Source organism: Aldersonia kunmingensis, assembly GCF_001646865.1.
Taxonomy (GTDB): domain Bacteria; phylum Actinomycetota; class Actinomycetes; order Mycobacteriales; family Mycobacteriaceae; genus Aldersonia; species Aldersonia kunmingensis.
The window spans coordinates 39,717-64,271 of the sequence record NZ_LRRB01000042.1; the positions used below are offsets into that span (position 1 = coordinate 39,717).

A 24,555-nucleotide genomic window follows, 5' to 3' on the forward strand; every position below is an offset into this window, starting at 1 on the left:
ATTGCCACACAAAAGCCCTTTCGTCGGCCCATTGGTCACTCATATACTCACGAGGATCTTTTCAGACAGACAGCAGCTCACCCATGCATGGGAAAGGACAGACGTGAGCGATTTGTCGAGCAAGAAGGCGCCCGCCGTCACCGAGTCTCTCGGTGGATCGGCCACGTTGGGTACAGAAGTAAAACCATCGACCAAGCCCGTTTTGATCTGGGCAACCATCGGTGGGGCCCTTCTGGCCTTCCAGCTGTATGTCTGGCTGAAGTGGATGACCGGACCCAACTTCGAGCGGGTCCTGCCCGGTCCCAGTGATCCACCGATGTACATGAAGACGATCCTCACCATCTGGACCGCCGTCATCTGTATCGGCCTGCCGATCAGCCTGTACTACTTCATCGTCAAGCCGTGGCGGCAGGAGCGGAGAATCACGCTCGACGGCATGCTGCTGGTGTCGATGGGTCTGATGTTCTTCCAGGACCCGCTGCTGAACTACTTCAACACCTGGAGCACCTACAACACGTGGATGTGGAACCGCGGCTCGTGGGTCCAGGACATTCCGGGTTGGCAGTCCTACGGCGAGCCCGGCGCCATGATGGCCGAGCCCGTGCTGATGAACGCGCCGGGCTACTCCTTCGGCGTCCTGTTGTGCACGATTCTGGGCTGCTGGGTGATGCGCAAGGCCAAGACGCGCTGGCCGAGTATCAGCACTCTCGGCTTGATCGGCATCGTGGTCGTCTGGGCGTTCTTCTTCGACCTCGTGATCGAAGGCCTCTTCTTGATGCCGATGGGCCTGTTCACCTACCCGGGCGCCATCCAATCGCTGTCGATCAACGCCGGCACCTACTACCAGTGGCCCCTCTACGAAGGGCTGATGTGGGGTGGCGTCCAGGCCGGCCTGTGCTGCCTGCGCTTCTTCACCGATGACCGTGGCCGCAGCTTCGCCGAGCGGGGACTCGATCGCGTCCGGGGCGGCGTCGTCAAGCAGCAGATCATCCGCTTCCTGGCGATCTTCGCCGCGGTGAGCGCGATCTTCTTCACCTTCTACAACCTGCCCGCACAGTTCTTCGCCATGCAGGCCGAGCCGTGGCCCGAGGACCTCCTCGAGCGCTCGTACTTCACGATGAACATCTGTGGTGACGGGACCGACCGAATTTGCCCCGATCCGTCAATCCCTATGCATCGCAACGGGTCCGGGTACATCAATACCGAAGGCCAACTCGTCATGCCGGAAGGCGTCGAGATCCCGAAGACTGTTCCATTTGAGAAGGGAAACTGAAACGTTGACTGCCACATCTGAAGTCGCGAGTTCCACCGTGGACGCGCCGTCGTACTGGGCCGTCGGGGACGAAGTGGAGATTTTCCGCGCGGCCGCCAGCCGTGGTGTTCCGGTTCTGTTGAAGGGCCCAACGGGATGCGGCAAGACCCGCTTCGTCGAATCGATGGCCCACGCACTCGGCCGGGAATTGATCACCGTTGCCGGACACGAGGACATGACCTCGGCGGACCTCGTTGGACGGTTCCTGCTCAAAGGCGGCGAAACCGTATGGGTGGATGGGCCGTTGACGCGGGCCGTCCGTGAGGGCGCGATCTGCTACCTGGACGAGATTGTTGAGGCGCGCCAGGACACAACGGTCGTCATCCACCCGCTGACCGATCACCGCCGGCAGCTTCCGATCGATCGGCTCGGGACCTCGTTGACGGCGGCTCCCGGTTTTCAGTTGGTCATGTCCTACAACCCCGGCTACCAGAGTGTGCTGAAGAACATCAAGGAATCCACCCGGCAGCGGTTCGTTGCCATCGAGCTCGGCTTCCCGCCCGCCGACATCGAAACGGAAATCGTCGCTCACGAATCCGGCGTCGATCTGCCGACGGCACAGGCAATCGTCCGAGTGGGTCAGGCAATTCGGAACATCGAGGCGTCGCCGCTGCGCGAAGTGTCGTCGACCCGAATGCTGATTCTGGCCGGCGTGCTCGTCAACGAAGGGCTGCCGCTGCGTACCGCCGTCCAGTCTGCCGTCGTCCAGGCCCTCACCGACGATGCCGATATCGTGCGCGCGCTGGGCGAACTCGTTAACGCGGTGCTGCCCGAATCATGACGGAAACCGAGTCGGCGGGGCCGGAGCGGTTCCGGCTCCTCGCCAACTACATCGCCGGTAGGTCGATCAATATTGCCGAGGCGCCCGCCGGCTCGTTGGCCTACATCAACACAGACGCGATCCTCGTGTCTCGGGGTAGCTCGGTCGATGAGCAGCGTCGCGAGGTGCTGGTGCAGAGCGCTCTCCTGGGAGCGGGCAGCCTCGACGCCCGGCTGATGAAGGTTTTGCGGGCGCGTCCGGCGGTGGCGCGCCGTTATCTGTCGCTCGAGGGGCGACGAGTGTTGTCCGATCTGGCAGAACGTATGCCGATCGCCGCCACAGCGCTCCCTGAAGACGGGAAGTCCAGTACCGCGACCGCGGACGAATCCCTCGAAATCGCCAAAGGGAACGCGGAAGTCGCCGAGCCGCCGGCGTGGTTCGGAATTCTCAAGCCGTCGCAATTGGTGTCCCTCTCAGGGCCCGGTACCAAAGCGACAGACAAGGATATGCGCCTCGAGTTCGACCTCTCCGATCTTCCCGAGACCGAGGATGAGGACGAAGATGACCAGTCGAAGTTCAGTGAAAGCAAGATACTCAAGCTCTTCGACAACCCATTGTTCAGCAACAAAACGATGGCGGACTTCCTCCGCAAGCTGATGGGCACCTCGCGAACCCCGGGTGAGGAAGCAGCCGGCGGCGAGCTACAGATTCGCTCGGTACGTCGGAGCGCGAAGGCCGGTCCCGACGCTCGACCGCTCGCGACGCCAATCCATTTCACCGATGACGGAAAGCCCGCCGCCGCGCTCGGCATCCACGGTGCGCTCCACCCGGAATGGGACACGTTCAACAACTGCTACAAGGAAGACTGGTGCCGGGTTCTCGACTTCCCGCTGGCGGTCCCTGCCGATGTCGCCGACGCAGGCGTGATTCACGATGAGGTCCTTCGACGCCGCCTGTCTCGGGTTGGTCTGGGCCCCAAGGTGTTGCGCAGCCGCGCCGATGGAGACGACCTCGACATCGAGGCGCTCATCGATCTGTTCGTCGATCTGCGCTCCGGCTTCTCGCCACCCGAACACATCTATACCGAGCGTCGCAAACTTGCGCGCAACCTCGGCGTGCTGATCCTGCTCGATGCGTCGGGGTCGGTTACCGAAGCCGATGGGGACGGCCTGGCTGTACACGAGCACCAACGACGGGCGGCCGCGACCATCGCGGCCACACTCGAGGAACTGGGTGATCGGGTTGCCGTCTACGCGTTCCGGTCCGAGGGCCGGCGCGCGGTTCATTTGCCGGCGATCAAGACGTTCGGGCAGCGGTTCGGTGCCCTCGGCCGCGCTCGGCTGAACCAGCTCCAACCCTCGGGCTACACGCGGCTCGGTGCCGCCATCCGTGGCGCGGCCGAAATTCTCAAGACCGAGGCTGGCACGCCGAACCGGCTGCTGCTCGTCCTCTCGGATGGCTACCCCTATGACCAGGGATACGAAGGCAAGTACGCCGAGGCCGACACCCATAGGGCTTTCGAAGAGGTACGCGCGGATGGTGTTGCGGTGCTGTGCCTTTCGATTGGCGCCACGGCAGACACCGATGCGCTCGCGCGTGTCTTCGGTTCTGCCAGCCATGCTAGTGCTGAAAAACTGTCCGACTTGAGTCCCCGGATGGACGAGCTGTTCCTCTCGTCCCTCAAGGAACTCGCTGTGTCCAAATCTCGGGGGTAAGTGATGAGAGTGTTGTTGACAGGGGCGATGGGCAACATCGGCCTTTCGACCCTGAAGGGGTTGCTTGCCGAAGGCCACGAGGTCGTCGCCTTCGACCTCGACTCCAAGCGGGCGCGCAAGTCCGCGCGGAGTTTCGACGAACGGGTGCGGTTCGTGTGGGGTGACATCACCGACCGCGACGGGCTGCGGCTTGCGCTCGACGGCGTCGACGCGGTGGTCCATCTCGCGGCCATCATTCCGCCGCTCGCGGATAACGCGCCGGATCTTGCGCGGCGGGTGAATCTCGAAGCGACCGTGAATTTGATCGCGGAAATGGAGGCGTCGCCGACGGCCAAGCGATTGGTCTTCGCGTCGTCGATGGGCATCTTCGGCGACATCCAGGACCGTGAACCACCGCTTCGTGTCGATACTCCGGTTTCGCCGACCGACGAGTACGGGCGTCAAAAGATCAAGTGCGAGGAAGCGATTCGGGAATCGGGTCTGCAGTGGAGCATTCTGCGGCTGGCGGCGGTGACGCCGATTCAGCTGAAGCCGCAGGACCCCACCATCCTGTTCGAATTCAGTCCGGATGCGCGCATGGAGTTCCTTCATCCGGATGACGCCGGTACGGCGTTCGCCCGTGCGGTTGCGTGCGAGGAGGCGGTCGGGAAGATCCTGTTCCTCGGTGGTGGCGCCAATTGCCAAACGACCTACGTGGAGTTCGCCACCGCGCTGCTGAAGACGATCGGACTTGGCCCGGTGCCGATCGAAGCTTTTGCGCGAACAACTCCGCCGCGCTTCTACGGCGACTGGCTCGACACCGAGGAGAGTCAGCGTCTGCTGCAGTTCCAGACGCGGGATATCACCAATCAGATTGCCGATATGAAGAAGGCCTTCGGCCTGATCTCACCAATCGTCCGTCTCGTCCGCCCGCTCGCGACGTGGTACGTCGTTCGCAAGTCTCCCTTCCTGGAGGGGAACAAGCGCGCTTCGGTCGGCTAACAGGGGAACACGCTCGGCCGACATTCACGTCCGCCGAGGTAGTGCGCTCAGTCACATCCGTGCGCTCTGTCACAACGGGCGCTGGTACCTTCTCCTTCGCCGCCGGCGAGACGTGGCATGCGAAAGGTAGAGGGAAACCTCGATGTGCAGGGAGAGGTTTTCCGACGTCGTGAAGCCTATTGACGAGTCGACTCCGGTCGTGACCACCGACGTTGTTGTTGTCGGGTTTGGTGCCGCAGGCGCCTGTGCGGCAATCACGTCCCGCGAACAGGGTGCCGATGTGATCGCCATGGACCGTGCCAACGGTGGCGGCGCGACCGCGCTGTCCGGCGGAATCATCTATGCGGGCGCCGGGACTTCCGTGCAGAAGGCGGCCGGCGTCGAGGACACCGTCGAGCAGATGATGGCCTACCTGCGCCTCGAGGTCGGCGACGCCGTCAGCGAAGAGACGCTGGAGAAGTTCGTCCGCACGAGTCCCGAGATGATTCAGTGGCTGAGCGACCACGGCGTGCCGTTCGATTCCTCGCTGTGCCCCTACAAGACTTCGTTCCCAAATAACAACTACTACCTGTACTTCTCGGGAAGCGAGAACTCCGGCGCGTACCGCCGCCACACCCCGCCGGTTCAGCGCGGCCATCGTGTGAAGGGCAAGGGCACCTCCGGCAAGCAGCTCTACAAGCCGCTGGCCAAGTCCGCGCAGGACAAGGGCGTTCAGCTCATGCCGCACACCATGGCAACGGAACTGATTCAGGATGAATCCGGCCGGGTCATCGGTGTGGTTGCAAAGACTATGCAGTACGCGCCTTCCCGCATCCGCAAGCTTTACGCGGCGGCGTGCGCGGTCTCGGCCAAGCCGGGCATCTACTACCCGCCGCTTCGGGCCCGGATGGAGCGATCGCGCGCGGCACTCGAAGCGCGTTACGCGCGCCCGATCCGGGTCATGGCCCGCCGCGGCGTCGTGATCGGTGCGGGTGGTTTCATCGCGAATGCCAAGTGGATCAACGAGTTTGCGCCGCGGTACGCGAACGGACTTCCACTCGGCACCAGTGGCGACGACGGCAGCGGCATCGCGCTGGCCGGGCGCGCCGGGGCGATTTCGGAGCGTATGGAGAATGTCTCCGCGTGGCGTTTCATCACGCCGCCGAGCGCCTTCGTCGGCAGCATCGTTGTCGACGCCAAGGGCCAGCGGATCCTCGATGAAAGCCGGTACGGCGCTGCCCTGGGCCAGGCCATCGTGCGGAATCACGATGCCAAGGCCTGGATCCTCGCCGACGCCGATCTGATGTCCGAGGCTCGCCGCAATCTCATCAACCAGACGTTGTGGTTCCAGCGCGCCCAGGTCTCCGCACTCATGGCGCTCGACTCGGTGAAGGGCAAGTCGCTGCGCGATGTCGCCGCGAAGGCTGGCATCGACGCGGATGGGCTCATCGCGACTGTCGAGGCCCACAACAATGCCATCGACACCGGCACGGAAGACCCGGTCGGAAAGCCGGCCGAGTTGGCCCGCCGCGCCGCTCGCGGTCCGTTCACCCTGCTGAATATCTCCGTCCGGCCCAGCCTTATCAACCCGACCCCGATGCTTACCCTCGGCGGCGTTCGCGTCGACGAGAACAGCAGCGCCGTGCTCAACGAATCGGGCGATCCGATTCGGGGCCTGTACGCGGTGGGCCGCACGGCCATCGGTGTCTGCTCCGATTCATACGTCAGCGGCCTCTCGATCGCCGACTGCGTCTTCTCGGGTCGGCGGGCGGGACGGCATGCCGCTGAGCAGGCTGCGGATGTCTCCGTGGGCCTGCCCGAGTCCGCCTGACCTGCTGCCTTCGTTGTTGCCGGTCGTACAGTAATTCGTGTGACCGGATCGGTCTGGTGGGACCTGCTGATCGGTGTGATCGCGGCGCTGGTGGTGATCTGGGCTGCCCTCGTCATCGCGCTGGTAGTCCTGGGCCCGCGCGGTGGAGCGCTCACCGCGGCGTTGCGCATCCTGCCCGACGTGCTGCGCCTCATCAGGCGCCTGGCAGCCGATGACGCGCAGCCCGCCGGCATTCGGATTCGCCTGGCATTGCTGTTGGCCTACTTGGCAATTCCGTTCGATCTGATCCCCGATTTCATCCCGGTGATCGGCTACGCGGACGACGTCATCATCGTCACCCTCGTGCTGCGCGGTGTCGTGCGCCGGGCCGGGATCGACGTCGTTCGGTCGAAGTGGCCCGGCACCGATGACGGCTTCGCGGCGTTGTGCAGCCTCACGGGTCTGGACGGATCGCGTCGGTCCACCAGCACTACGGACTGATTTCCTGCGCCCTCGCGCAACGCCCGAGAGTGCGGCATATCTCGTTTAGATACGGTCTTGTATCTCAAATACAGGTCCGTATAGTTGTGGGCGAGGTCACTCGCGAGGCTCGATGGCGGCTCGTCGCCTGTCCGTCGCCTCCGGCCTCGGACCGTGACGACAGCCCATTCGGCCACGGACCGCCGGGCAGCTCCCTGCGGCTCTCGTGCCAGCCAAGGAGGACGGACATGCAGTCGACGAAGCCGGGCGAGTGGGTCGATACCGGAACGCGCCTCGAGGAAATCGACTTCACGCAGTGGCGGATGAACATTCCGACCGACCGCTACACGTCGCCCGAGATCGCCGAGAAGGAGCACGAGCGGATCTGGCTGAAGGTCTGGCGGGTGGTCGGGCGCGAGAACGAGCTGCCCGAGACGGGGGATTGGAAGGAATACAAGATCGGTGACCAGGCCTACGTGATTGTGCGCGGAAAGGACGGTGTCATCCGCGGTTTCGTCAACGCGTGCCGTCACCGCGGCAATCAGCTGTGCACGGGCGGCGGTGGCAACATGAAGCGCTTCCTGTGCCCGTACCACCTGTGGTCCTACGACCTCGACGGTCGGCTGCGCGGTGTGCTGCGCGAGAAGGAGAACGTCGTCACCCCGCCCGAAAAGGAGGGCCTGTCGCTGCTGCCAGTTCCGGTCGAGTGCTTCGCCGGATTCATCTTCCTCAACCCCGATCCCGCCGCGGAACCGCTCTCCGAGTACATCGGACAGGAGATCGCCGACCTGCTCGCGCCCTACCGTCTCGACGAGATGTACACGGTCATGGATGTGCGAGAGTCGTTGAACTGCAACTGGAAAGTAGTGATGGATGCCTTCGAAGAGGGCTATCACATCTCGGGTATCCATCCGGAGTTGCTGCGCGTGATCATGATCGATCCCAGCACCAGTCGGTACAAGTTCTTCGATAAGCACAGCGTGTCGATGGCACCGTTCGATGTCGCGAATGCCTCGACGTACGGAGCGCAGGAGCAGGTCGACGGAATTCTGGAGCTGCCCGGGACCTTCCCGTCCGTGCAGGCGCACCTCCCGCGGTTCAAGGAACTGGTCGACGAATACCGAACTACCGAGGGCGAATTGGAGTTCCCCGACGGGGTCACTGCGCGCACGCTGCTGCAGCGGGCCACTCGCGAGACGTTGACGGGAATGGGACTCGACGTCGGCGAACTCACCGATGCGCAGATGAGCGACAACCACGGCTGGGTGTTGTTCCCGAACTTCTTCATGACAATCCGCGCCGGCGAGGCGACGATCATCATGGCCGAGCCCCATCCCGACGGGGATCCGAACAAGTGCTTCTGGCACATCAAGAGCTTCATGTGGCTGCCGGAAGAGTTCCGCGAGGGTTTCAAAATCGAGCCGGTCCAGGTCGAGGAGCCGGGCAGCTACCAGTACTTCCTCGCGTTGCAGCAGGACTACGAGCAGATGCCGCGCCAGCAGGTCGGACTGCGTAACAACCGGCTCGAGTTCATGTCGCTGGTGAAAGAGGAGATCGTCATCGCGCACTACCACTCGGTGGTGGACCGCTACCTCGAAGGCGCGGTCTAAGTCTTCGAATCCTGCAGTTAATCAACAACTTCGAGTGGAGTGGAATGAGCGAGATCGCAGATCTGATCGAGAACTACTCGGGTAACCCCCGAACGGTCCTCGAGTACAGCCAGGTGGTCGGGCGACTGGTGACGGCCGCCAAGGAACCGGGCTTCGGTGTTGACGGCTGGGCGCCGCTGTCCGAGCTCGTCGCGGTGGAGGACTTCGTGCGCGTCGGGAACTTCAAAGAGGTGATGAACTGGCAGGAATACACCTCATTTCTCACAAACTGGGCGAGTTCTGCCGAATGGGACTGCTCGTTCAAGCGAATCAGCGAAACTGGCGGCGTCGTGTTCCTCGAGCTCGAGGAGCGCAGCAAGATGGGAGCGTTCGAGAGCGTGGTGAATTCGCTGAGCGTCTACGAGTTCGACGCCGCGGGGCTGATCAAGCGCATCGATGTCTACCTGCAGATGGAATTGCCGAGCAGTGAACTCCTCCAGGGCTACGAAGGGGTGGACATTTCGCAATGACCGATATCGCGAGCACCGGCAACGTGCCGGACGACATAGACTCCGTTGATTTCTTCATGAACCCCAAGATCCTGCATGACCCCTACGACTACCTGGCCGCATTGCGCAATGAGTGCCCGGTTCGCCGGGAGACGCACCATGACGTGGTCATGGTGACCGGGCATCAAGAAGCGCTCGCGATCTACAACGACACCGAGCGCTTCTCGTCGTGTACCTCGGTCACCGGCCCGTTTCCCGGCTTTCCGGTCCCGCTCGAGGGTGATGACGTCAGCGACATCATCGCGGCCCACGCCGACGAACTGCCGTTCAGCGATCAGCTGCCCACCTTCGACCCGCCCAAGCACACCGCGCACCGTTCGCTGCTGTCGCGGATGATCACGCCGAAGCGGCTCAAGGAAAACGAAGACTTCATGTGGCGGCTGGCCGACAGCCAGTACGACACCGCATTGGCCAGTGGCGCATGCGATTACGTCGCCGATTTCGCGGCGCCGTTCGCGATGCTGGTGATCGCCGACCTGCTCGGAGTGCCGGAAGCCGACCATATCGAGTTCAGCAAGGCTCTCTTGACGTCGACCGGTCCGATCGGCAGCAGCGAGGGTGAATCCCTCAACCACACGCCGCTGGAGTTTCTGTATCAGAAGTTCTCCACCTACATCGAGGACCGGCGCGCAGAGCCGCGCGACGACGTGCTCACCGGTGTCGCTTCGGCGAAATTCCCCGACGGCAGTACGCCCGAGGTGATCGACGCGGTTCGGGTCGCGGCCAATCTGTTCGCCGCCGGTCAAGAGACCACCGTGCGATTGCTCAGTGCGGCGGTGATGATCCTCGCCGAGGATCAGGAGTTGCAGACGCGCCTGCGCCAGGACCGTTCCCTCATTGCGAATTTCATTGAGGAGTCGCTGCGGTTCGAGAGTCCGGTACGTGGGGATTTCCGGCTCTCCAAGACGCCGGTGAACGTTGGCGGGGTCGATCTTCCCGCCGGCACCACCTTGATGTTGGTGAACGCGGCCATCAATCGCGATCCGCGTCAGTTCGAGCATCCGGATGAGTTCGATATCGAACGCGGCAACGCGCGCACGCATGTCGCCTTCGGCAGGGGAGTGCACACTTGCCCCGGCGCGCCGCTCGCGCGGACGGAGGCCAGGGTCAGCCTCGAGCGCTTGTTCGACCGGACTTCCCGGTTCTGGATCGACGAGGAATTCCACGGCCCGGCCGATCAGCGCGAGTACCGTTACCTGCCCACGTTCATCCTGCGCGGTCTGACCAAGCTGCATATTCAGTTCGATCCCGCGGGCGACCGATCGTGAAAGTCCGGGTTGACGAAGACATCTGCGCCGGGCACGGCATCTGCGTTGCGACGTGCCCGGAGGTATTCCGGTTGACCGCCGATGGGTTTTCGGAGGTCATCGTGGATGTCGTTCCGCCCGAGCACGCCGCAGCTGCGAGGACTGCCGAGGAGCAGTGTCCCGAGAATGCGATCGAGGTGGAATTCGACTGAGCCGCTGTGGGTTAGGGGCTCAGTGGGGTTTCGGGGCCACGTTCGCCATCACCATCTGCAGGTAAGGCCCGTAGAGTTCGACGCCGTCGATGTGACTGTTGATGGTGATGCCTTCATTGGCTGCGATCAGCAGCCGGGCGAGTGCCTGCGCCGGCATCAGCAACGTGCCGCCCAACCGCTCGACGTGCGTGGTGATGTATTCGGCCAGCGACGCGATGGTTTCCTCGCGTTGCGCCGAAAGTCGCTCCCGTGCATCGGGATTGCGCAGCAGGAACAGCGAGAACTCGTAGCCGAGGGCGGCGCTGTCCGGGCCCGAGATGGTCAGCTCGCGCCACCGCTCGGCCAGCTTCCCGACATCGAGGTTGTCGAGGTCCTCGAACGAGGTGATGACGTCGGCGAAACTATCGAGAAAGCGCTTCTGGTGACGCTCGATTACGGCCAAGAAGAGATCTTCCTTGGTGCCGAAGTTCGAATAGATCGCGCCGCGCGTGTAGCCGGCGACATCAGCGATGTCCTCGAGCGCAGCGCCGCCGAAGCCCTGCTTGGCGAAGACCTCTTCGGCTGCGTCCAGCAACAGGCTGCGGGTGTGCTCGACCCGTCTTTGCCGCGTCCATCGTTCCGCCACGTGCCTCATCTTCCCAGGTGGTCGTCGGGGTGCGGGAGCGACGTGGCCCAACCGCACATACATCGTTGTATTTTAGATACACACTTGTATAGTTGTGGGCGTGTCGCCGGTATCGGCGCCAGATTTCAAACCGGGTCGGTCCGGCCAGCGCTCGACCCGCGAATCCTTGATCGAGCAGCGGAGTCATCAATCACTCCAACGCGATTCGTCGGACGTACCGGCATCTCGAAAGGAATCTCCTGCAATGAAACTGGAAGACCGCATCGCCAAGCACCGCCGGATGTGCGAGAGCTACCGCGACAAGTACGTGCTGCAGAAGGTCCAGGAGGGTGAGCGCTACGACGAGTGGGAGTTCGTCGATGATGCGGTCTACACGTCGCCCTACTTCGTCGCCGAGCAGGAACTCGTCCTCAAGGATGTCGCGACGCATTGGGATATCGCGGCCACGATCGAGGCGAAGGCTTATGGCAATGAGTTTCCCGATTGGCGGCCGATCGACCACAAGTTCTGGGTCGCCGACACCGGCTTCGTCATGCGGTACCGCTGGGAGGGAACGTCCGTCTCCACTGGAAAAGCGATGGGCTTCTACTCGATCAGCTTCGTCGAGACCAACGACGACGCACAGATCGTGCACTGGTCCACCTACGTCAACGACGAGGAGTACGGACCGTTCCTGGAACTCGCGATTGGTAGGCGCGGCCCTTTCCATGGCGACGAGTACATGCAGACGCTTGCGCAGCACTTCGAAAAGCACGGCCTGACGATGTGATTCGGCTGTCGGCCATCGGCGAATAGGAACAGAGCATGACGATCAGTGCGCCGGGCGCCTTGTACTACGACCCCTGGGATGTCGCCCTCAACGCGGATCCGTATCCGATGTTCAAGAGGTTCCGCGACGAAGCGCCGCTGTACTACAACGAGGCCCACGACTTCTACGCGGTGAGCCGCTTCGAGGACGTGAACCGCACGCTGGTGGATTACGAATCCTTCAGCTCATCGCGCGGGAGCGTGCTCGAAATCATCAAGTCGGGCATGGAGATCCCGCCGGGTGTACTGGTTTTCGAGGATCCGCCGATTCACCTGATCCACCGAAAGTTGCTCTCGCGAGCCTTCACGCCCCGCAAGATCAACGCGCTCGAGCCGTACATCCGCGAGTTCACCCGTAGTTGCCTGGACTCGGTGGCCGGCACCGGCACCTTTGATTTCGTCACGGATCTCGGCTCGGTGATGCCGTTGCGCGTGATCGGCATGCTCTTCGGCATTCCGGAGGACCATCAGCGCAAGGTGGCCGAAGACGGCGACAAGTTCGTCCGGACCGAGCGCGGCGGGCAGATGACCGACAACCCCGACGGTGCGATCACCGATGGTCAGGTGTTCGCCGATTTCATCGACTGGCGCGCAGAGCATCCCGCGGACGACCTCACCACCGAATTGCTCGAGGCCGAATTCGAGGACGAAACGGGCGTCACCCGCAGGCTGCGTCGCGACGAACTGCTCATGTTCATGAATGTCGTCGCGGTGGCAGGTGCCGAGACGACCACGCGACTGCTCGGTTGGATCGGCAAATTGCTGTCTGAACACCCGGACCAGCGCGCACTCCTGGCTGCGGACCGGTCACTCCTGCCCGGTGCGATCGAGGAGATTCTTCGGTTCGAACCGCCCGCGCTGCAGATCGCTCGCTATGTCACACGCGATGCCGAGTTCCACGGCACGACGGTGCCGCAGGGGAGCGCGCTCCTCACGCTGGTCGGTGCCGCGAACCGCGACGAGCACCGATTCGGTGATGACGCCGACCGGTTCGACGTCACACGCGTGCCGAAGCAACACATCACCTTCGGTGTCGGTGCGCACTTCTGTCTGGGGAACGCGCTCGCGCGCCTCGAGGGGCAAGTCGCGTTGGACGAGATCCTGAATCGCTTCCCGGAATGGGAGGTAGACCTCGTCGAAGCCGTCTTCTCGTCGGCGTCGGCAGTGCGGGGGTGGGACAGCATGCCTGCCCGCGTTTGACAGGCTGTGGTAGAAATGTGATTCGCGTCACGTTTACCGACGGAGCGAACGGGCTAATCACCGGTTGCGCACGTCGAAGGGCCCGCAGCAAGAACCCGTGAGCCCACACGACGGGGCGAACAACTTACCGGCAGCTGATTGCCGTTTTCCCCGGCGGCCCGGTCCTGCGACTACGCGGACCGGGTCGCCGCACGTCGCCGGTCGATCGCCATGCTATGCATGCGTGTGCTTCGCCCACGTGTGTGTGCGCAGTCGTCGTTTTCGAGTACTGAACTACGCGTGCCGACGCTTCGTTGAATTAATAGCGTCGGGACCGTAACTAACCGGAGGGGCCGGGAGATAGAGATAGGAGAAGCGGCTCGAGCCGGGCGAGACGCGAAGGAGGGGTACGAGATGATTGCAGTGACATTTCCCGAGGTAGAAGAGCGTTTGGTCACCGACCAGCACGAGCTCGAGGATCTGTACCAGGCTTTGGCGGACATCGACGAGGAGATTCTTCGTGCAGTGCGCCGTCGGTCCCAGTTGTCTCGCCAGATCAGTGACGTACCTCACCCGCACGTGTCGTTTCCGCACCGCGATCGCTTCGGCGCGCTCGGGTCCGATGGGCATGTCCTCGGTCGGCTGCTTCACCGGCTCGCACATCCGCACAGCTAAACGCGGAGGTCAGCGGGAGGTTCGATTCATTCGAACCTCCCGCTGACTCGTTTCACGGCCACTGGCCGCCACCTTCATCGATTCTTCACAGAACCACCGGTCGATCGACGGGGAGCGGGGGAAGGCTCTCACTGAGGGCGCACGACGGCGCCCAGTCGGTTGTGGCGGGAGCGTGAGGCTAGGTGGCATCGGGTCAGCCGTATCGGACAACTGTTCTCGAGGTGCGTGGGCCGCGCTGGGCCAGTTCCGTGGCGACGGTCGAGGCGGTATTGCTGCGGAGGCCCGGCGTCATCACGGTGGACGCGAACGCAGCCAATCAGACGGCAACCGTCGAGTATGACCCTACTCACACGTCCGTCGCCGAGTTGTCGAAGTGGGTCCGCGAGTGCGGGTATCACTGCGCCGGTCGATCCGTGCCCGACCACGTATGTGACCCCATGGCCGAGCCGGCGGTGCCCAGCGAGCATGCCGCACACCAGCAGCAGTCGCCGCACGACATGATGGGCCACGGTGGCCACGGCGAGATGTCGGTCGCCGACATGGCGCGCGATATGCGCAACCGGTTCCTGGTGGCCCTGGTCCTCTCGATCCCGATCACGTTGTGGTCGCCTATGGGCCGCGACATGCTCGGGTTCACCGTGGCAGCGCCCTTCGGACTGCGCGACGACGTCTTTGCGCTACTGCTGAGCCTGCCGGTGGTCTTCTACTCGGCCTGGATCTTCTTCGACGGCGCGGTCCGCGCGCTGCGGGCGCGCACGCTCGACATGATGGTTCTCGTCGCCGTGGCGGTCGGCACCGGTTGGCTCTACAGCGTCGGCGTGACACTGACGGGTGGCGGCGAGGTGTTCTACGAGGCCGCGACAGTGCTGACGACGTTCGTGCTGCTCGGTCACTGGTTCGAGATGCGGGCTCGCGGCGGCGCGAACGATGCCATTCGGGCACTCCTGGAGCTCGCCCCGCCGACGGCACTCGTGCTGCGGGACGCAGAGCCCGTCCAGGTACCGACCGCAGAGGTCGTCGTGGGCGATCTGCTCCTCATCCGGCCGGGCGCGAAGATCCCGGTCGACGGCATCGTGGCAGACGGGCAATCCGAGGTCGACGAATCGATGGTGACCGGGGAGAGCCTGCCGGTAGGCAAGTCTCCGGGCGCCGCGGTAATCGGCGCGTCGATCAACACCACCGGCACGCTGCGGGTGCAGGCGACCAAGGTCGGCTCCGACACCGTGCTCGCGCAGATCGTCGAACTGGTTCAGCAGGCACAGAATTCGAAGGCGCCGGGACAGCGCCTCGCCGACCGGGCCGCGTTCTGGCTGGTGCTGGTCGCGCTGATCGGCGGCACCGTCACGTTCGCAGTGTGGTTTGCGATCAGCGGCGAGGTGTCGACCGCGTTGCTGTATGCGATCACCGTCGTCGTGATTACCTGCCCCGACGCCCTCGGCCTCGCGACCCCGACCGCGATCATGGTCGGTACCGGCCTCGGTGCGCAGCGCGGCGTGCTGTTCAAGAACGCCAGCGCGCTGGAGACCTCGGCCCGAATCGACACCGCGGTGATGGACAAGACCGGCACCCTGACCAAGGGCGAACCCGAGGTGACCGACGTCGTCACCGACGGGATCGAAGAGTCGGAGCTGCTAGCTATCGCGGCCGCCGTGGAACGCGAATCCGAACATCCGCTTGCGGGCGCGATTGTTCGGTTCGCCGCCCAGCGAGGGATCGCCCCGGCACCGCTGAGCGCCTTCCGGAACGTGCCCGGGCAGGGCGCGGTCGCCGAGGTGGACGGGCACACGGTGGTGATCGGGAACGACGCGCTGATGAGGGCCGAGGATGTGGATGCCGCCACGCTTACCCAGCGGCGCGACGAGCTCGCCACGGGCGGGCGGACGGCGGTGTTGATTGCCGTCGACGGGCGCGCTGTCGCATTGATCGGGCTGGCCGATGCCGCCCGAGAAAATTCGGCCGGCGCGGTGGCAGCACTGCACGAACGCGGTGTCGAGGTTGTGATGCTCAGCGGAGACAACGAGGCGACCGCGCGACGCATCGCCGGGCAGTTGGGTATCGACCGAGTGATCGCCGAGGTGCTGCCCGGTGACAAGGCCGACCACATCGCCGCATTGCAGAAATCCGGGAAGTTGGTGGCCATGGTCGGCGACGGCGTCAATGACGCGCCCGCCCTGGCTGCCGCGGATCTCGGCATCGCGATCGGTGCGGGCACCGATGTCGCGATCGAAACAGCCGACCTCGTTTTGATGCGCTCCGATCCGCTCGACGTATCCACCGCATTGCAGATCGGCCGCGCCACCGTGGGCAAGATGCGGCAGAACCTCGGCTGGGCAATCGGCTACAACGCCATCGCGCTGCCGATCGCGGCCGGCGTCTTCGAGCCGTTGGGGTTTGTGCTGCGTCCAGAGATCGCGGCGCTGGCGATGTCGGGATCGAGCCTGATCGTCGCCGTCAATGCCCTTCTGCTCAAGCGCGTCTCACTGCCCGAGCCGACGGCCGTTGCGCCGATCGCCGCTCCGTCCGCGCACGCCAGTGCCGAATAGGAAGGAACACCACGATGAGGAATCGGACAATCGCAATTGCCGCCGCGATCATTGCGGCGGCAGCAATTACGACCGCGTGCAGCGACGACAACGATGAGGCAACTCACGGCGGCATGACGATGCACAGCACCTCCGCCACGTCGGAGGCCTCCGCTGCCGACCACAACGACGCCGACATCGCGTTCGCGCAGCAGATGATCCCGCACCATGCCCAGGCCGTCGAGATGAGCGAAATCGTGCTCGCCAAACCGGGTATCGATCCGCGGGTCACCGGCCTGGCCAACCAGATCAAGGCGGCGCAGGCGCCGGAGATCGAGCAGATGCAGTCGTGGCTGGCCGAGTGGGATCAGCCGAGCATGCCGATGGGCACGCACATGACAGCGCCTCCGATGCGCGGCGGGATGATGGGCATGATGTCCGAGCAGGATATGGCTGCCCTGCAGGACGCGGAGGGTGTCGATGCCGCAAGGTTGTATCTCACGCAGATGATCGCCCATCACGAGGGCGCAATCGACATGGCGCAGAAGGAGATCGAGTCGGGCAGCAACGCCGACGCGATCGCATTGGCTCAGGCGATAGTCACCACCCAGCAGGCGGAGATCACCACCATGGAGCAATTGCTGATGCAGCTGTAGAAGTTACGGGCGCAACCGCAGCGTGATCGCGAAGGTGGTGCCGGTGCCCGGGCCGTCGCTGTGCGCGGTAATCCGCCCACCGTGCGCATCGATGATCGCCTTGCTGATGGCCAGCCCGATACCCGACCCGCCATGGCCGCGGTCGCGGGCGGTGTCGACCCGGTAGAACCGTTCGAATACATGCGGAAGGTGTTCGGCCGCAATACCTTCTCCGGTGTCGGCGACCTCGATCGTCAGTTCGTTCTGGTCGGCGCTGGCGCGCACCACAATCCGTCCAGGAGTGGGGGTATGCCGCACCGCGTTGTCGAGTAGATTTCCCAGCACCTGCCCGAGCCGTTGTGGGTCACCCCAGAGTGCCGGCAGGCTGTCGGGCAGGTCGGATTCCAGGCTGATGCCGTCGGCGTCGTATCGATCCGACGCCGCGGCGAGCGCGGTGCGGATCAGAGCCTCGGGTTGTACCGCGACGGGTTCGATTGCCGCTTGGCCCTCCTCGGCGACGGTGAGCGTGGCGAGGTCCGCGCTGAACCGGACCAGGCGCCGTGTCTGGTCGCGAAGCATCTCGATCGTGGCGGGGTCGAGGCGCTTCACTCCGTCCTCGATTGCTTCGAACGAGGCCTCCAATACCGCGACAGGAGTGCGGATTTCGTGCGCAAGGTCGCTGAGCATCCGACGTCGAGTGGCCTCAACCGAACCGAGCCGATCTGCCATCCGGTTGAATCCCTCGGCGAGCGAGTCGAACTCGGCTCCGAGCTGGGGCGGGGACACTCGGATGTCGTAGTCGCCATCCGCAACCGCGGTCGCCGCCGCGGCGACCTCGGAAACCGACCGCTGCAGGCGACGGCTCAGGTACCACGCCACCCCTAGGGCCGCCAACGCGGCGGCCACGATGGCGACTCCGACGGAAATGGCTGTCGCCGAACGGAATGCCTCCTCGGCATGGTGCTGTTCCGCGGAGTCGGCCGACACTCCGGCCATGTGCAGATGGTCGCGGAACAGCGGCGGTCCGACAACGAGGGCGACCAGCGACGCGGTTACCGCGCCGACGATCAGCACCGTTGCCTGCGCCAGCATCAGGCGCAGCCCGATTCCACCGCCGCGGCGCGGCCCTATGACGGTTGTGGTCATCGTGGTGTCTCCATCCGATACCCGACGCCGCGCACGGTGCTCACATACCGCGGCGCGTTGGGGTCGTCGCCGAGTTTTCGCCGTAGGTGGCCGACGTGAACATCCACGAGATGTTCATTGCCCACCCAGGATTCGCTCCATACCGCCTCGATCAACTGCCTGCGCGTGAACACCACGCCCGGCCGCGCGGACAGCGCGGCCAGCACGTCGAACTCGGTGCGGGTCAGCGCGACCGGCTCGCCGCCGACCCGCACCTCGCGCCCCGCGACATCGATGCGCAGATCCCCGAAGACGCGCACATTGCCCGTCACTACCGGCTTTGTCTCCGTCGTGGTGCGCGGCCGGCGCAGCATCGCCCGAATCCTGGCGACCAACTCCCGCGGGCTGAATGGTTTCGTCACGTAGTCGTCAGCCCCGACGGACAGCCCGACGATCGTGTCGAGTTCGGTGTCGCGGGCGGTCAGCATCACCACGTAGGCGTCCGAGAACTTGCGCAGTTCCCGGCACACCTCGATGCCGTCGATGCCCGGCAACCCCAGATCGAGGACGACGACATCCGGGTCTATGTCGCGTGCACGGGCAAGTGCGTCCAGTCCGGAATGGGCCACGCTCACCTCGAACATCTCGCGGGCCAGGTAGCTCGCGACGATGTCGGCAAGCGCGCGTTCGTCGTCGACGACCAGGGCTCGGTAACCACGGTCGCCGTTCAACGCGGGCGTGTTCTCCATGTACTCATCCTTACCTCGCGCCGCGCACCTTTTGCCGCCATCGCGCACGCCTGGGCGTGCGCGAGCGCGCCAAAAGTGCGCGTCGGCGACGGCAGGGTGGGTATCGAACCACCCTGCGGTAGGTATCGGCGTGGCCCGCGCAGCGCGAGAATTACTGCCGTAAGCCGATCCCGACAAGCACAAGGTGGTATATCCGTGGGCGCTCTCATCACGGCGGTCGTCGTATTAGTTGTCGGGATAGCCGCTGTGCTCATTGCCATCGGCTTGTACAACCGACTCGTTCGTGAGCGCAATGGCGTGGACAACGCGTGGGCCCAGATCGAGGTGCAGCTCAAGCGGCGCTACGACCTGATCCCCAACCTCGTGGAAACCGTCAAGGGCTATGCGAGCCACGAGCGCAACACCTTCGAGGCCGTCACCGCGGCCCGCGTTGCTGCCATCAACGCCCAGGGGCCGGCCGAGCAGGCGAAGGCCGAGAATGCTCTGAGTACCGCGTTGCGCAGCGTGTTCGCCGTCGCCGAGGCCTATCCGCAGCTGCAGGCCAGCACCAACTTCGTCGAGCTGCAGAACGAGCTGTCCGACACCGAGAACCGCATCGCGTACTCGCGGCAGTACTACAACGACGCCGTGCTCACCTACAACACGTCGGTGCAGTCGGTGCCTTCCAACATCATCGCGGGCTCGTTCGGATTCGAGATTCGCGAGTTCTTCGCCGCCCCCGAGAACGAGCGCGGCCCGGTCCGCGTTCAGTTCTAGTTCGCCGGATTCCGCACCGTGGACGCCATGACGTTCGCCGCACTGATTGCTGCGGTCGCGACCCTGTTCGTGTGGTTCGTCGTGCTGGGCGGGTTGATGCGCGCCACCCGCACGCCCGATATCGAGCGCGGTGCACCGACTGGCAACTTCGGCCCCGAGTCGCCGGCCCTGGTCGACTTCATCACCGGCGGTTTCAAGCTGTGCGAGGAAGCCGCATCGGCGACGCTGCTCGATCTCGCGGCCCGCCGCATGGTGACGATCGAGGAGGTCGGCCCGGAGCTTTCGCTGGTGCGGTTGCGCCGAGGTGCCGACACGGCGGGGCTCACCCGCTACGAGCAGATGGTGCTCGACCATGTGCAGAAACTCGCCACCGCCGACGGCGTTGTGGCCACCGGCGCACTCGCCGAGGGTGCTCGTCATCTCGGCCGCTGGTGGAAGAAGTTCAGCAAGGCCGTCCGCGACGAGGCGCGAGCCGCGGGGCTGTCGCAGGCTCGTTGGCGGGCGTGGCATCGGACGCTGCTCACCGTCGCCGCGGCAGTTCCCGCGGTCGCGGTGGGCGCAGTGCTCGCCTGGGCCGAGTCACCAACCGATGGTGACCCGTTCGGGGCGTTCCTCGCCGGCGTTGTCGTCACCTTCGTGGCGCTCGTCTTCGTGCAGGAACGAATCAATAGCGAGCGCGGCACGCTCGCCGGTGCGCAGGCCGCCGGGCGCTGGCTCGGAGTGCAGGAGCACCTCGGCACCGGGCGTTTCGCCGAGCAGCCCGCAGCAGCCGTCACTATATGGGGCCGGGCGCTGGCGTACGCGGCGGCGCTCGGTCTCGCCAAACGCGCGGTGGTCAGCCTGCCGATCAGTGTGCCCGCCGACGACGGCAGGGCCTGGTCCGATTTCGGCGGCATGTGGCACCTGGTGGAGGTGCGCTATCACGGCCGCGGGCCGCTGGGCCGCTTCGTCTGGGGCTGCAGCCCGTGGGCGGGTATCGGGCGCGCACTGATGGTCGCACTGTATATGGCCGGTCCGACTTTCCTTGTCGCTGTGGTTCTTTCGGCATTTGTCGGTTACCCGGGCGATCCGGTTCGCTTCGCGCTGATCTTCCTGGTGCTGATGGCCGCCGGACCGATGGTCATGGCGGTGCTCGATATGGGTGCGCGCACCACGGTCCGTGGGCAGGTGGTGCGGCAGCGGAAGTTCGTCAAGAAGCGCGGTGAGGACAACCCGACGTACCGCTACTGGATCGGAATCGACGACGGGCACCACCGCATCACCCACGCGTATGGGATCGACGCGGAGACGTGGAGCACCCTCACCGAGGGCGACATCGTGGAGGCACAGGTCGGCAAGTGGCTGGGCTGGATGCATGAGGTTCGGATCGTGACACCGTCCCGGCATCGGTCCGCCCCGGGCGCGCTCGACACGACCGCGCAATAGCGGCGCACCTTCCCACGCGGATGGGTAGATTTCCGGGCTATGGCCGACGCACAGGTGCAGACCCCGGCGGGCGAGATTCGCGCCGCGCTCGAGATTCCGACCGGAACAGGACCGTGGCCCGGCGTCGTGGTGCTGCACGACGCGATCGGGTTCGGTGACGATATTCGGGGGATTGCCCGTCGCATCGCCGATGCCGGCTTCCTGGCGCTCGCTCCCGATCTGTACTCGCGCGGTGGTGCACTGCGGTGCACGCGCACGGTGTTCCGGGATCTGATCCGCCGCGAGGGACGCACCGTCGACGACATTGTTGCCGCGCGCGAGCATCTGGCGGCCCGGCCGGATTGCAACGGCAAGGTCGCCGTCGCCGGCTTCTGCCTCGGTGGCGGTTTCGCACTGATCGTGTCGCCCAAGGGTTTCGACGCCGCAGCGCCCTTCTACCCGTCGCTGCCCAGTTCGTTCGAGAAGGTGGTCGACGGTGCGTGCCCGATCGTGGCCAGCTTCGGCAGCCGCGATCCGATCAATATCGGCGGTGAGAAGAAGTTGCGCGCCGCTCTCGATGCGCGCGGTATCGAGCACGACCTCGAGACCTACGACGGGGCTGGACACGGCTTCGCCAACAAGCTGCCCGGCGAGCAGTTCACCCGGATCGTGGGATTCGGCTATGACGAGCAGGCCACCGAGCAGGCGTGGAGCCGGGTGTTCGCGTTCTTCGGTACGCACCTGAACTGACCTGCGCAGATCGGGTCGACCCCGCTCACAGGAAACTCCCAGCGTTTCCGCAGCTTCCCGGGAGGCGGGTGGGTAACCATGACAGGGTGAGTACCGCCGTGCCCGAAGCAAAGGTCCTGGTCGTCGATGACGAACCGATGATCGTCGAGCTCTTGACGGTCAGCCTGCGCTACCAGGGATTCGAGGTCGAGTCCGCGGCGGATGGCGCCGCCGGGCTGGACAAGGCGCGGTCGTTCCGGCCGGATGCCCTGATTCTCGACGTGATGATGCCCGGTATGGACGGCTTCGGCATGCTGCGCCGGTTGCGGGCCGACGGCATCGACGCACCCGTACTGTTCCTCACCGCGCGCGATGAGGTCTCGGACAAGGTAACCGGGCTGACGCTCGGCGCCGACGATTACGTCACGAAACCGTTCAGCCTCGAGGAGGTCGTCGCACGGCTGCGGGTGATTCTGCGCCGGTCCGGTCACGGCGTCGAGGAGACGCACGCGAAGCGAATCACGTTCGCGGACATCGAACTCGATGACGACACACATGAGGTGTGGAAGGCGGGTGAACCCATCTCGCTCTCGCCGACGGAGTTCACGCTGTTGCGCTACTTCATGGTCAATGCGGGCACCGTGCTCAGTAAGCCGCGCATTCTCGACCACGTGTGGCGCTACGACTTCGGCGGCGATGTCGGCGTTGTCGAGTCCTATGTCTCGTATCTGCGCCGCAAGGTCGACATCGGGCCGAAGCGCCTCATCCACACTCTGCGCGGCGTTGGCTACGTCATGCGCGAACCTCGCGAGTGACCATGCGCTCCGATGCTCGGCGGCGGCATTGCCCACTTCTTGCCGGGATCCCGCTGCGCGTGACGCTGGTGGCGGCGCTCGTCGTGATGACCGCGATCGGCCTGCTTGTGTCCGGCGTCGCGGTCACGTCGGCGATCGAACAGTCACTGCTCGATCGCACCGATCAGCAGTTGCACGAGGCGGCCGAGACCTGGGCCAAGCCGCGGCCGCAGCATCTGCCACCGCCGCCGGGTGGCCCGAATACGAGCCGGCCGCCGACGCCGTTCTACGTCCGCGTCCAGGATTCCGCGGGCAATACGCAGTTCGTTATCAATGACGGTGACGTCGTGCCGGACCTGCCGGACGATATGGGGCAGGATCCGATCACGATTGGCTCCGAGGGGGATTCGTCGGAGGAATGGCGCGCGCTGTCCACGACGACACCGTCGGGCACCTCCACGGTCGCCGTGCCGCTCACCGAGAACAATGCCGTCGTCACGCGGCTTGTCTTCCTGCAGTTGACGATTGGCGCGCTGGCGCTGCTCGCTCTCGGAGTCGCGGCGTATTTCGTCATCCGGCGCAGCCTGCGCCCTTTGCGTGAGGTGGAGACCACCGCGGTCGCCATCGCGGGCGGCGACCTGCATCGCCGAGTCCCGGTGCGTGGCAATAGAACCGAAGTCGATCACCTCTCGCAGGCGCTGAACGAGATGCTCTCCCAGATTCAGCGTGCATTCGCCGCTACCGAGGCGTCCGAGGAGGCGGCTCGCCGCTCCGAGGAGAAGATGCGCCGGTTCGTCGCCGACGCGAGCCACGAGCTGCGCACCCCGCTCACCACGATCCGCGGTTTCGCCGAACTGCACCGCCAAGGTGCGGCCGATCCAGAATTGGCGATGAGCCGCATCGAGGGGGAGTCCGCCCGAATGGGGGTGCTGGTCGAGGATCTGCTGATGCTCGCGCGCCTCGACGCGCAGCGGCCGATTGAGCTCATGCCGGTCGACCTGCTCACCCTGGCCGGCGACGCCGTGCACAACGCGCGCGCCACAGCACCCGGGCGGCGGATCGATCTCGACGTCACCACCGACGACACCTTCGAGGTGATCGGCGACGAGGCACGCCTGCGCCAGGTCTTCGCCAACCTCGTCGGCAACGCGGTGCAGCACACGCCCGCGACCGCAGCGGTCGTCGTCCGGCTCGCGGCGGAACCGGACGTGGTGCGAATCGACGTGGTCGACACCGGGCCGGGTCTTGCTCCCGAGGACGCCCAGCGGGTGTTCGAGCGGTTCTACCGCACCGACCAGTCACGCACGCGCAGTAGCGGCGGCACGGGTCTCGGCTTGTCGATCGTCGCGGCGATTGTCGCCGGGCACGCGGGCACGGTCGCGGTGGACAGCAAACCGGGCGAGGGGACGACGTTCACCGTCACGCTCCCGCGCGGCTGAGCCCCGCGGGAAGGGTCAGTTGGGGACGTTGTCCGCGTAACCGAGTTCGACCAGTGCGGCCTTGATCTTGTCCTGAGCCTCGTCGAGGGATTCTGCCGACGGGTTCGGGTCGGCGCCGGAGATGTTGAAGTCGCCAAGCTCGTAGGCCGGGAACACATGCAGGTGCAGATGCGGCACCTCGAGTCCCGCGATCAGCAGGCCCGCGCGCGGTGCATCGAACGCCTTGCGCACAGCACGGCCGATCGTCTGGGCAACGTCGGTCAGCTTCGCGAACTCGGCCGGCTCGAGGTCCTGCCACTGGTCGATCTCCTTGCGCGGCACGATCAGCGTGTGCCCCTGCGTCACCGGCGCAATGGTGAGGAATGCGACGACCTCGTCATCGGACCAGACAAAGCGACCGGGGATGTCACCGGCGATGATCATGCTGAATACGGAAGCCATGCTTGGCAGGGTAGTGCGCGG

The 24,555-nt window shown here is 64.9% G+C and carries 24 protein-coding genes; 20 read left to right on the forward strand and 4 right to left on the reverse strand.

The features are described from left to right. Nucleotides 1-103 precede the first annotated feature (103 nt). The 10 genes from A8G08_RS03510 (at nucleotide 104) to A8G08_RS03555 (ending at nucleotide 10,654) form a co-directional block, all read left to right on the forward strand. Nucleotides 104-1,273 (forward strand): spirocyclase AveC family protein, encoded by a 1,170-nt coding sequence (locus A8G08_RS03510; protein WP_068270203.1) that lies wholly within the window; start codon nucleotides 104-106, stop codon nucleotides 1,271-1,273. A gap of 4 nt (nucleotides 1,274-1,277) precedes the next feature. Then, nucleotides 1,278-2,093, forward strand: a complete 816-nt coding sequence (locus tag A8G08_RS03515) for a CbbQ/NirQ/NorQ/GpvN family protein (protein ID WP_169823255.1) — start codon at nucleotides 1,278-1,280, stop codon at nucleotides 2,091-2,093. Further along, nucleotides 2,090-3,787, forward strand: coding sequence for a nitric oxide reductase activation protein NorD (locus tag A8G08_RS03520; RefSeq protein WP_068270208.1), 1,698 nt, complete (start codon nucleotides 2,090-2,092; stop codon nucleotides 3,785-3,787). The genes A8G08_RS03515 and A8G08_RS03520 overlap by 4 nt, the downstream gene beginning before the upstream one ends. 3 nt (nucleotides 3,788-3,790) lie before the next feature. Beyond that, nucleotides 3,791-4,768 carry an NAD-dependent epimerase/dehydratase family protein gene (locus tag A8G08_RS03525; protein ID WP_068270278.1) on the forward strand — a complete coding sequence of 326 codons (978 nt, stop codon included), beginning with the start codon at nucleotides 3,791-3,793 and terminating at the stop codon, nucleotides 4,766-4,768. Nucleotides 4,769-4,910: 142 nt separating this feature from the next. After that, entirely contained in the window at nucleotides 4,911-6,578 is a 1,668-nt protein-coding gene (locus A8G08_RS03530; RefSeq protein WP_157108386.1) for an FAD-binding protein, read from the forward strand. Nucleotides 6,579-6,617: 39 nt separating this feature from the next. Further along, entirely contained in the window at nucleotides 6,618-7,058 is a 441-nt protein-coding gene (locus A8G08_RS03535; RefSeq protein WP_068270210.1) for a YkvA family protein, read from the forward strand. A gap of 227 nt (nucleotides 7,059-7,285) precedes the next feature. After that, on the forward strand, nucleotides 7,286-8,647 hold the full coding sequence (locus tag A8G08_RS03540) for an aromatic ring-hydroxylating oxygenase subunit alpha (RefSeq protein WP_068270215.1): 1,362 nt from the start codon (nucleotides 7,286-7,288) through the stop codon (nucleotides 8,645-8,647). A 44-nt stretch (nucleotides 8,648-8,691) separates the two neighbouring features. After that, nucleotides 8,692-9,156: a hypothetical protein gene (locus tag A8G08_RS03545; protein WP_068270217.1), complete on the forward strand. Its 465-nt coding sequence runs from the start codon at nucleotides 8,692-8,694 to the stop codon at nucleotides 9,154-9,156. Between the two features lie 23 nt (nucleotides 9,157-9,179). Then, complete coding sequence (locus tag A8G08_RS03550) at nucleotides 9,180-10,463, forward strand: cytochrome P450 (protein ID WP_425394525.1); 1,284 nt, start codon at nucleotides 9,180-9,182, stop codon at nucleotides 10,461-10,463. Beyond that, nucleotides 10,460-10,654 carry a ferredoxin gene (locus A8G08_RS03555; protein WP_068270223.1) on the forward strand — a complete coding sequence of 65 codons (195 nt, stop codon included), beginning with the start codon at nucleotides 10,460-10,462 and terminating at the stop codon, nucleotides 10,652-10,654. The genes A8G08_RS03550 and A8G08_RS03555 overlap by 4 nt, the downstream gene beginning before the upstream one ends. Before the next feature lie 19 nt (nucleotides 10,655-10,673). On the opposite strand, the gene A8G08_RS03560 is transcribed toward A8G08_RS03555, so the two are convergent. Beyond that, on the reverse strand, nucleotides 10,674-11,279 hold the full coding sequence (locus A8G08_RS03560; RefSeq protein WP_068270283.1) for a TetR/AcrR family transcriptional regulator: 606 nt from the start codon (nucleotides 11,277-11,279) through the stop codon (nucleotides 10,674-10,676). Between the two features lie 244 nt (nucleotides 11,280-11,523). Between A8G08_RS03560 and A8G08_RS03565 the strand changes: the two genes are divergently transcribed. From A8G08_RS03565 to A8G08_RS03585, 5 genes are all read left to right on the forward strand, one after another. Further along, nucleotides 11,524-12,048, forward strand: a complete 525-nt coding sequence (locus tag A8G08_RS03565) for a nuclear transport factor 2-like protein (protein WP_068270224.1) — start codon at nucleotides 11,524-11,526, stop codon at nucleotides 12,046-12,048. 35 nt (nucleotides 12,049-12,083) lie between these two features. Then, on the forward strand, nucleotides 12,084-13,286 hold the full coding sequence (locus A8G08_RS03570) for a cytochrome P450 (protein ID WP_068270225.1): 1,203 nt from the start codon (nucleotides 12,084-12,086) through the stop codon (nucleotides 13,284-13,286). A gap of 393 nt (nucleotides 13,287-13,679) precedes the next feature. Continuing rightward, nucleotides 13,680-13,940, forward strand: coding sequence for a hypothetical protein (locus A8G08_RS03575; protein ID WP_068270228.1), 261 nt, complete (start codon nucleotides 13,680-13,682; stop codon nucleotides 13,938-13,940). A gap of 182 nt (nucleotides 13,941-14,122) precedes the next feature. After that, nucleotides 14,123-16,483 carry a heavy metal translocating P-type ATPase gene (locus A8G08_RS03580; RefSeq protein WP_068270229.1) on the forward strand — a complete coding sequence of 787 codons (2,361 nt, stop codon included), beginning with the start codon at nucleotides 14,123-14,125 and terminating at the stop codon, nucleotides 16,481-16,483. Between the two features lie 14 nt (nucleotides 16,484-16,497). Then, on the forward strand, nucleotides 16,498-17,118 hold the full coding sequence (locus tag A8G08_RS03585; RefSeq protein WP_068270230.1) for a DUF305 domain-containing protein: 621 nt from the start codon (nucleotides 16,498-16,500) through the stop codon (nucleotides 17,116-17,118). Between the two features lie 3 nt (nucleotides 17,119-17,121). On the opposite strand, the gene A8G08_RS03590 is transcribed toward A8G08_RS03585, so the two are convergent. Beyond that, nucleotides 17,122-18,243 (reverse strand): sensor histidine kinase, encoded by a 1,122-nt coding sequence (locus A8G08_RS03590; RefSeq protein ID WP_068270233.1) that lies wholly within the window; start codon nucleotides 18,241-18,243, stop codon nucleotides 17,122-17,124. Then, entirely contained in the window at nucleotides 18,240-18,971 is a 732-nt protein-coding gene (locus tag A8G08_RS03595) for a response regulator transcription factor (protein ID WP_068270235.1), read from the reverse strand. The genes A8G08_RS03590 and A8G08_RS03595 overlap by 4 nt, the downstream gene beginning before the upstream one ends. Nucleotides 18,972-19,166: 195 nt before the next feature. Between A8G08_RS03595 and A8G08_RS03600 the strand changes: the two genes are divergently transcribed. The 5 genes from A8G08_RS03600 to A8G08_RS03620 all read left to right on the forward strand — a co-directional run bounded on the left by A8G08_RS03600 (nucleotide 19,167) and on the right by A8G08_RS03620 (nucleotide 24,093). Then, the gene (locus A8G08_RS03600) at nucleotides 19,167-19,727 is read left to right on the forward strand and encodes a LemA family protein (RefSeq protein WP_084435916.1); all 561 of its coding nucleotides are present in this window, start codon (nucleotides 19,167-19,169) and stop codon (nucleotides 19,725-19,727) included. A gap of 27 nt (nucleotides 19,728-19,754) precedes the next feature. Continuing rightward, nucleotides 19,755-21,152: a DUF2207 family protein gene (locus A8G08_RS03605; protein WP_068270238.1), complete on the forward strand. Its 1,398-nt coding sequence runs from the start codon at nucleotides 19,755-19,757 to the stop codon at nucleotides 21,150-21,152. A gap of 39 nt (nucleotides 21,153-21,191) precedes the next feature. Further along, the gene (locus tag A8G08_RS03610; protein ID WP_068270241.1) at nucleotides 21,192-21,881 is read left to right on the forward strand and encodes a dienelactone hydrolase family protein; all 690 of its coding nucleotides are present in this window, start codon (nucleotides 21,192-21,194) and stop codon (nucleotides 21,879-21,881) included. Nucleotides 21,882-21,967: 86 nt separating this feature from the next. Continuing rightward, nucleotides 21,968-22,675, forward strand: coding sequence for a response regulator transcription factor (locus A8G08_RS03615; RefSeq protein ID WP_068270244.1), 708 nt, complete (start codon nucleotides 21,968-21,970; stop codon nucleotides 22,673-22,675). A gap of 2 nt (nucleotides 22,676-22,677) precedes the next feature. Continuing rightward, nucleotides 22,678-24,093, forward strand: a complete 1,416-nt coding sequence (locus A8G08_RS03620) for a sensor histidine kinase (RefSeq protein WP_068270245.1) — start codon at nucleotides 22,678-22,680, stop codon at nucleotides 24,091-24,093. A 15-nt stretch (nucleotides 24,094-24,108) separates the two neighbouring features. Here A8G08_RS03620 and A8G08_RS03625 read toward each other — a convergent pair whose 3' ends face one another. Continuing rightward, a complete protein-coding gene (locus tag A8G08_RS03625; RefSeq protein ID WP_068270246.1) occupies nucleotides 24,109-24,534 on the reverse strand; it encodes an HIT family protein in 426 nt (141 codons plus the stop codon). Nucleotides 24,535-24,555 lie beyond the last annotated feature (21 nt).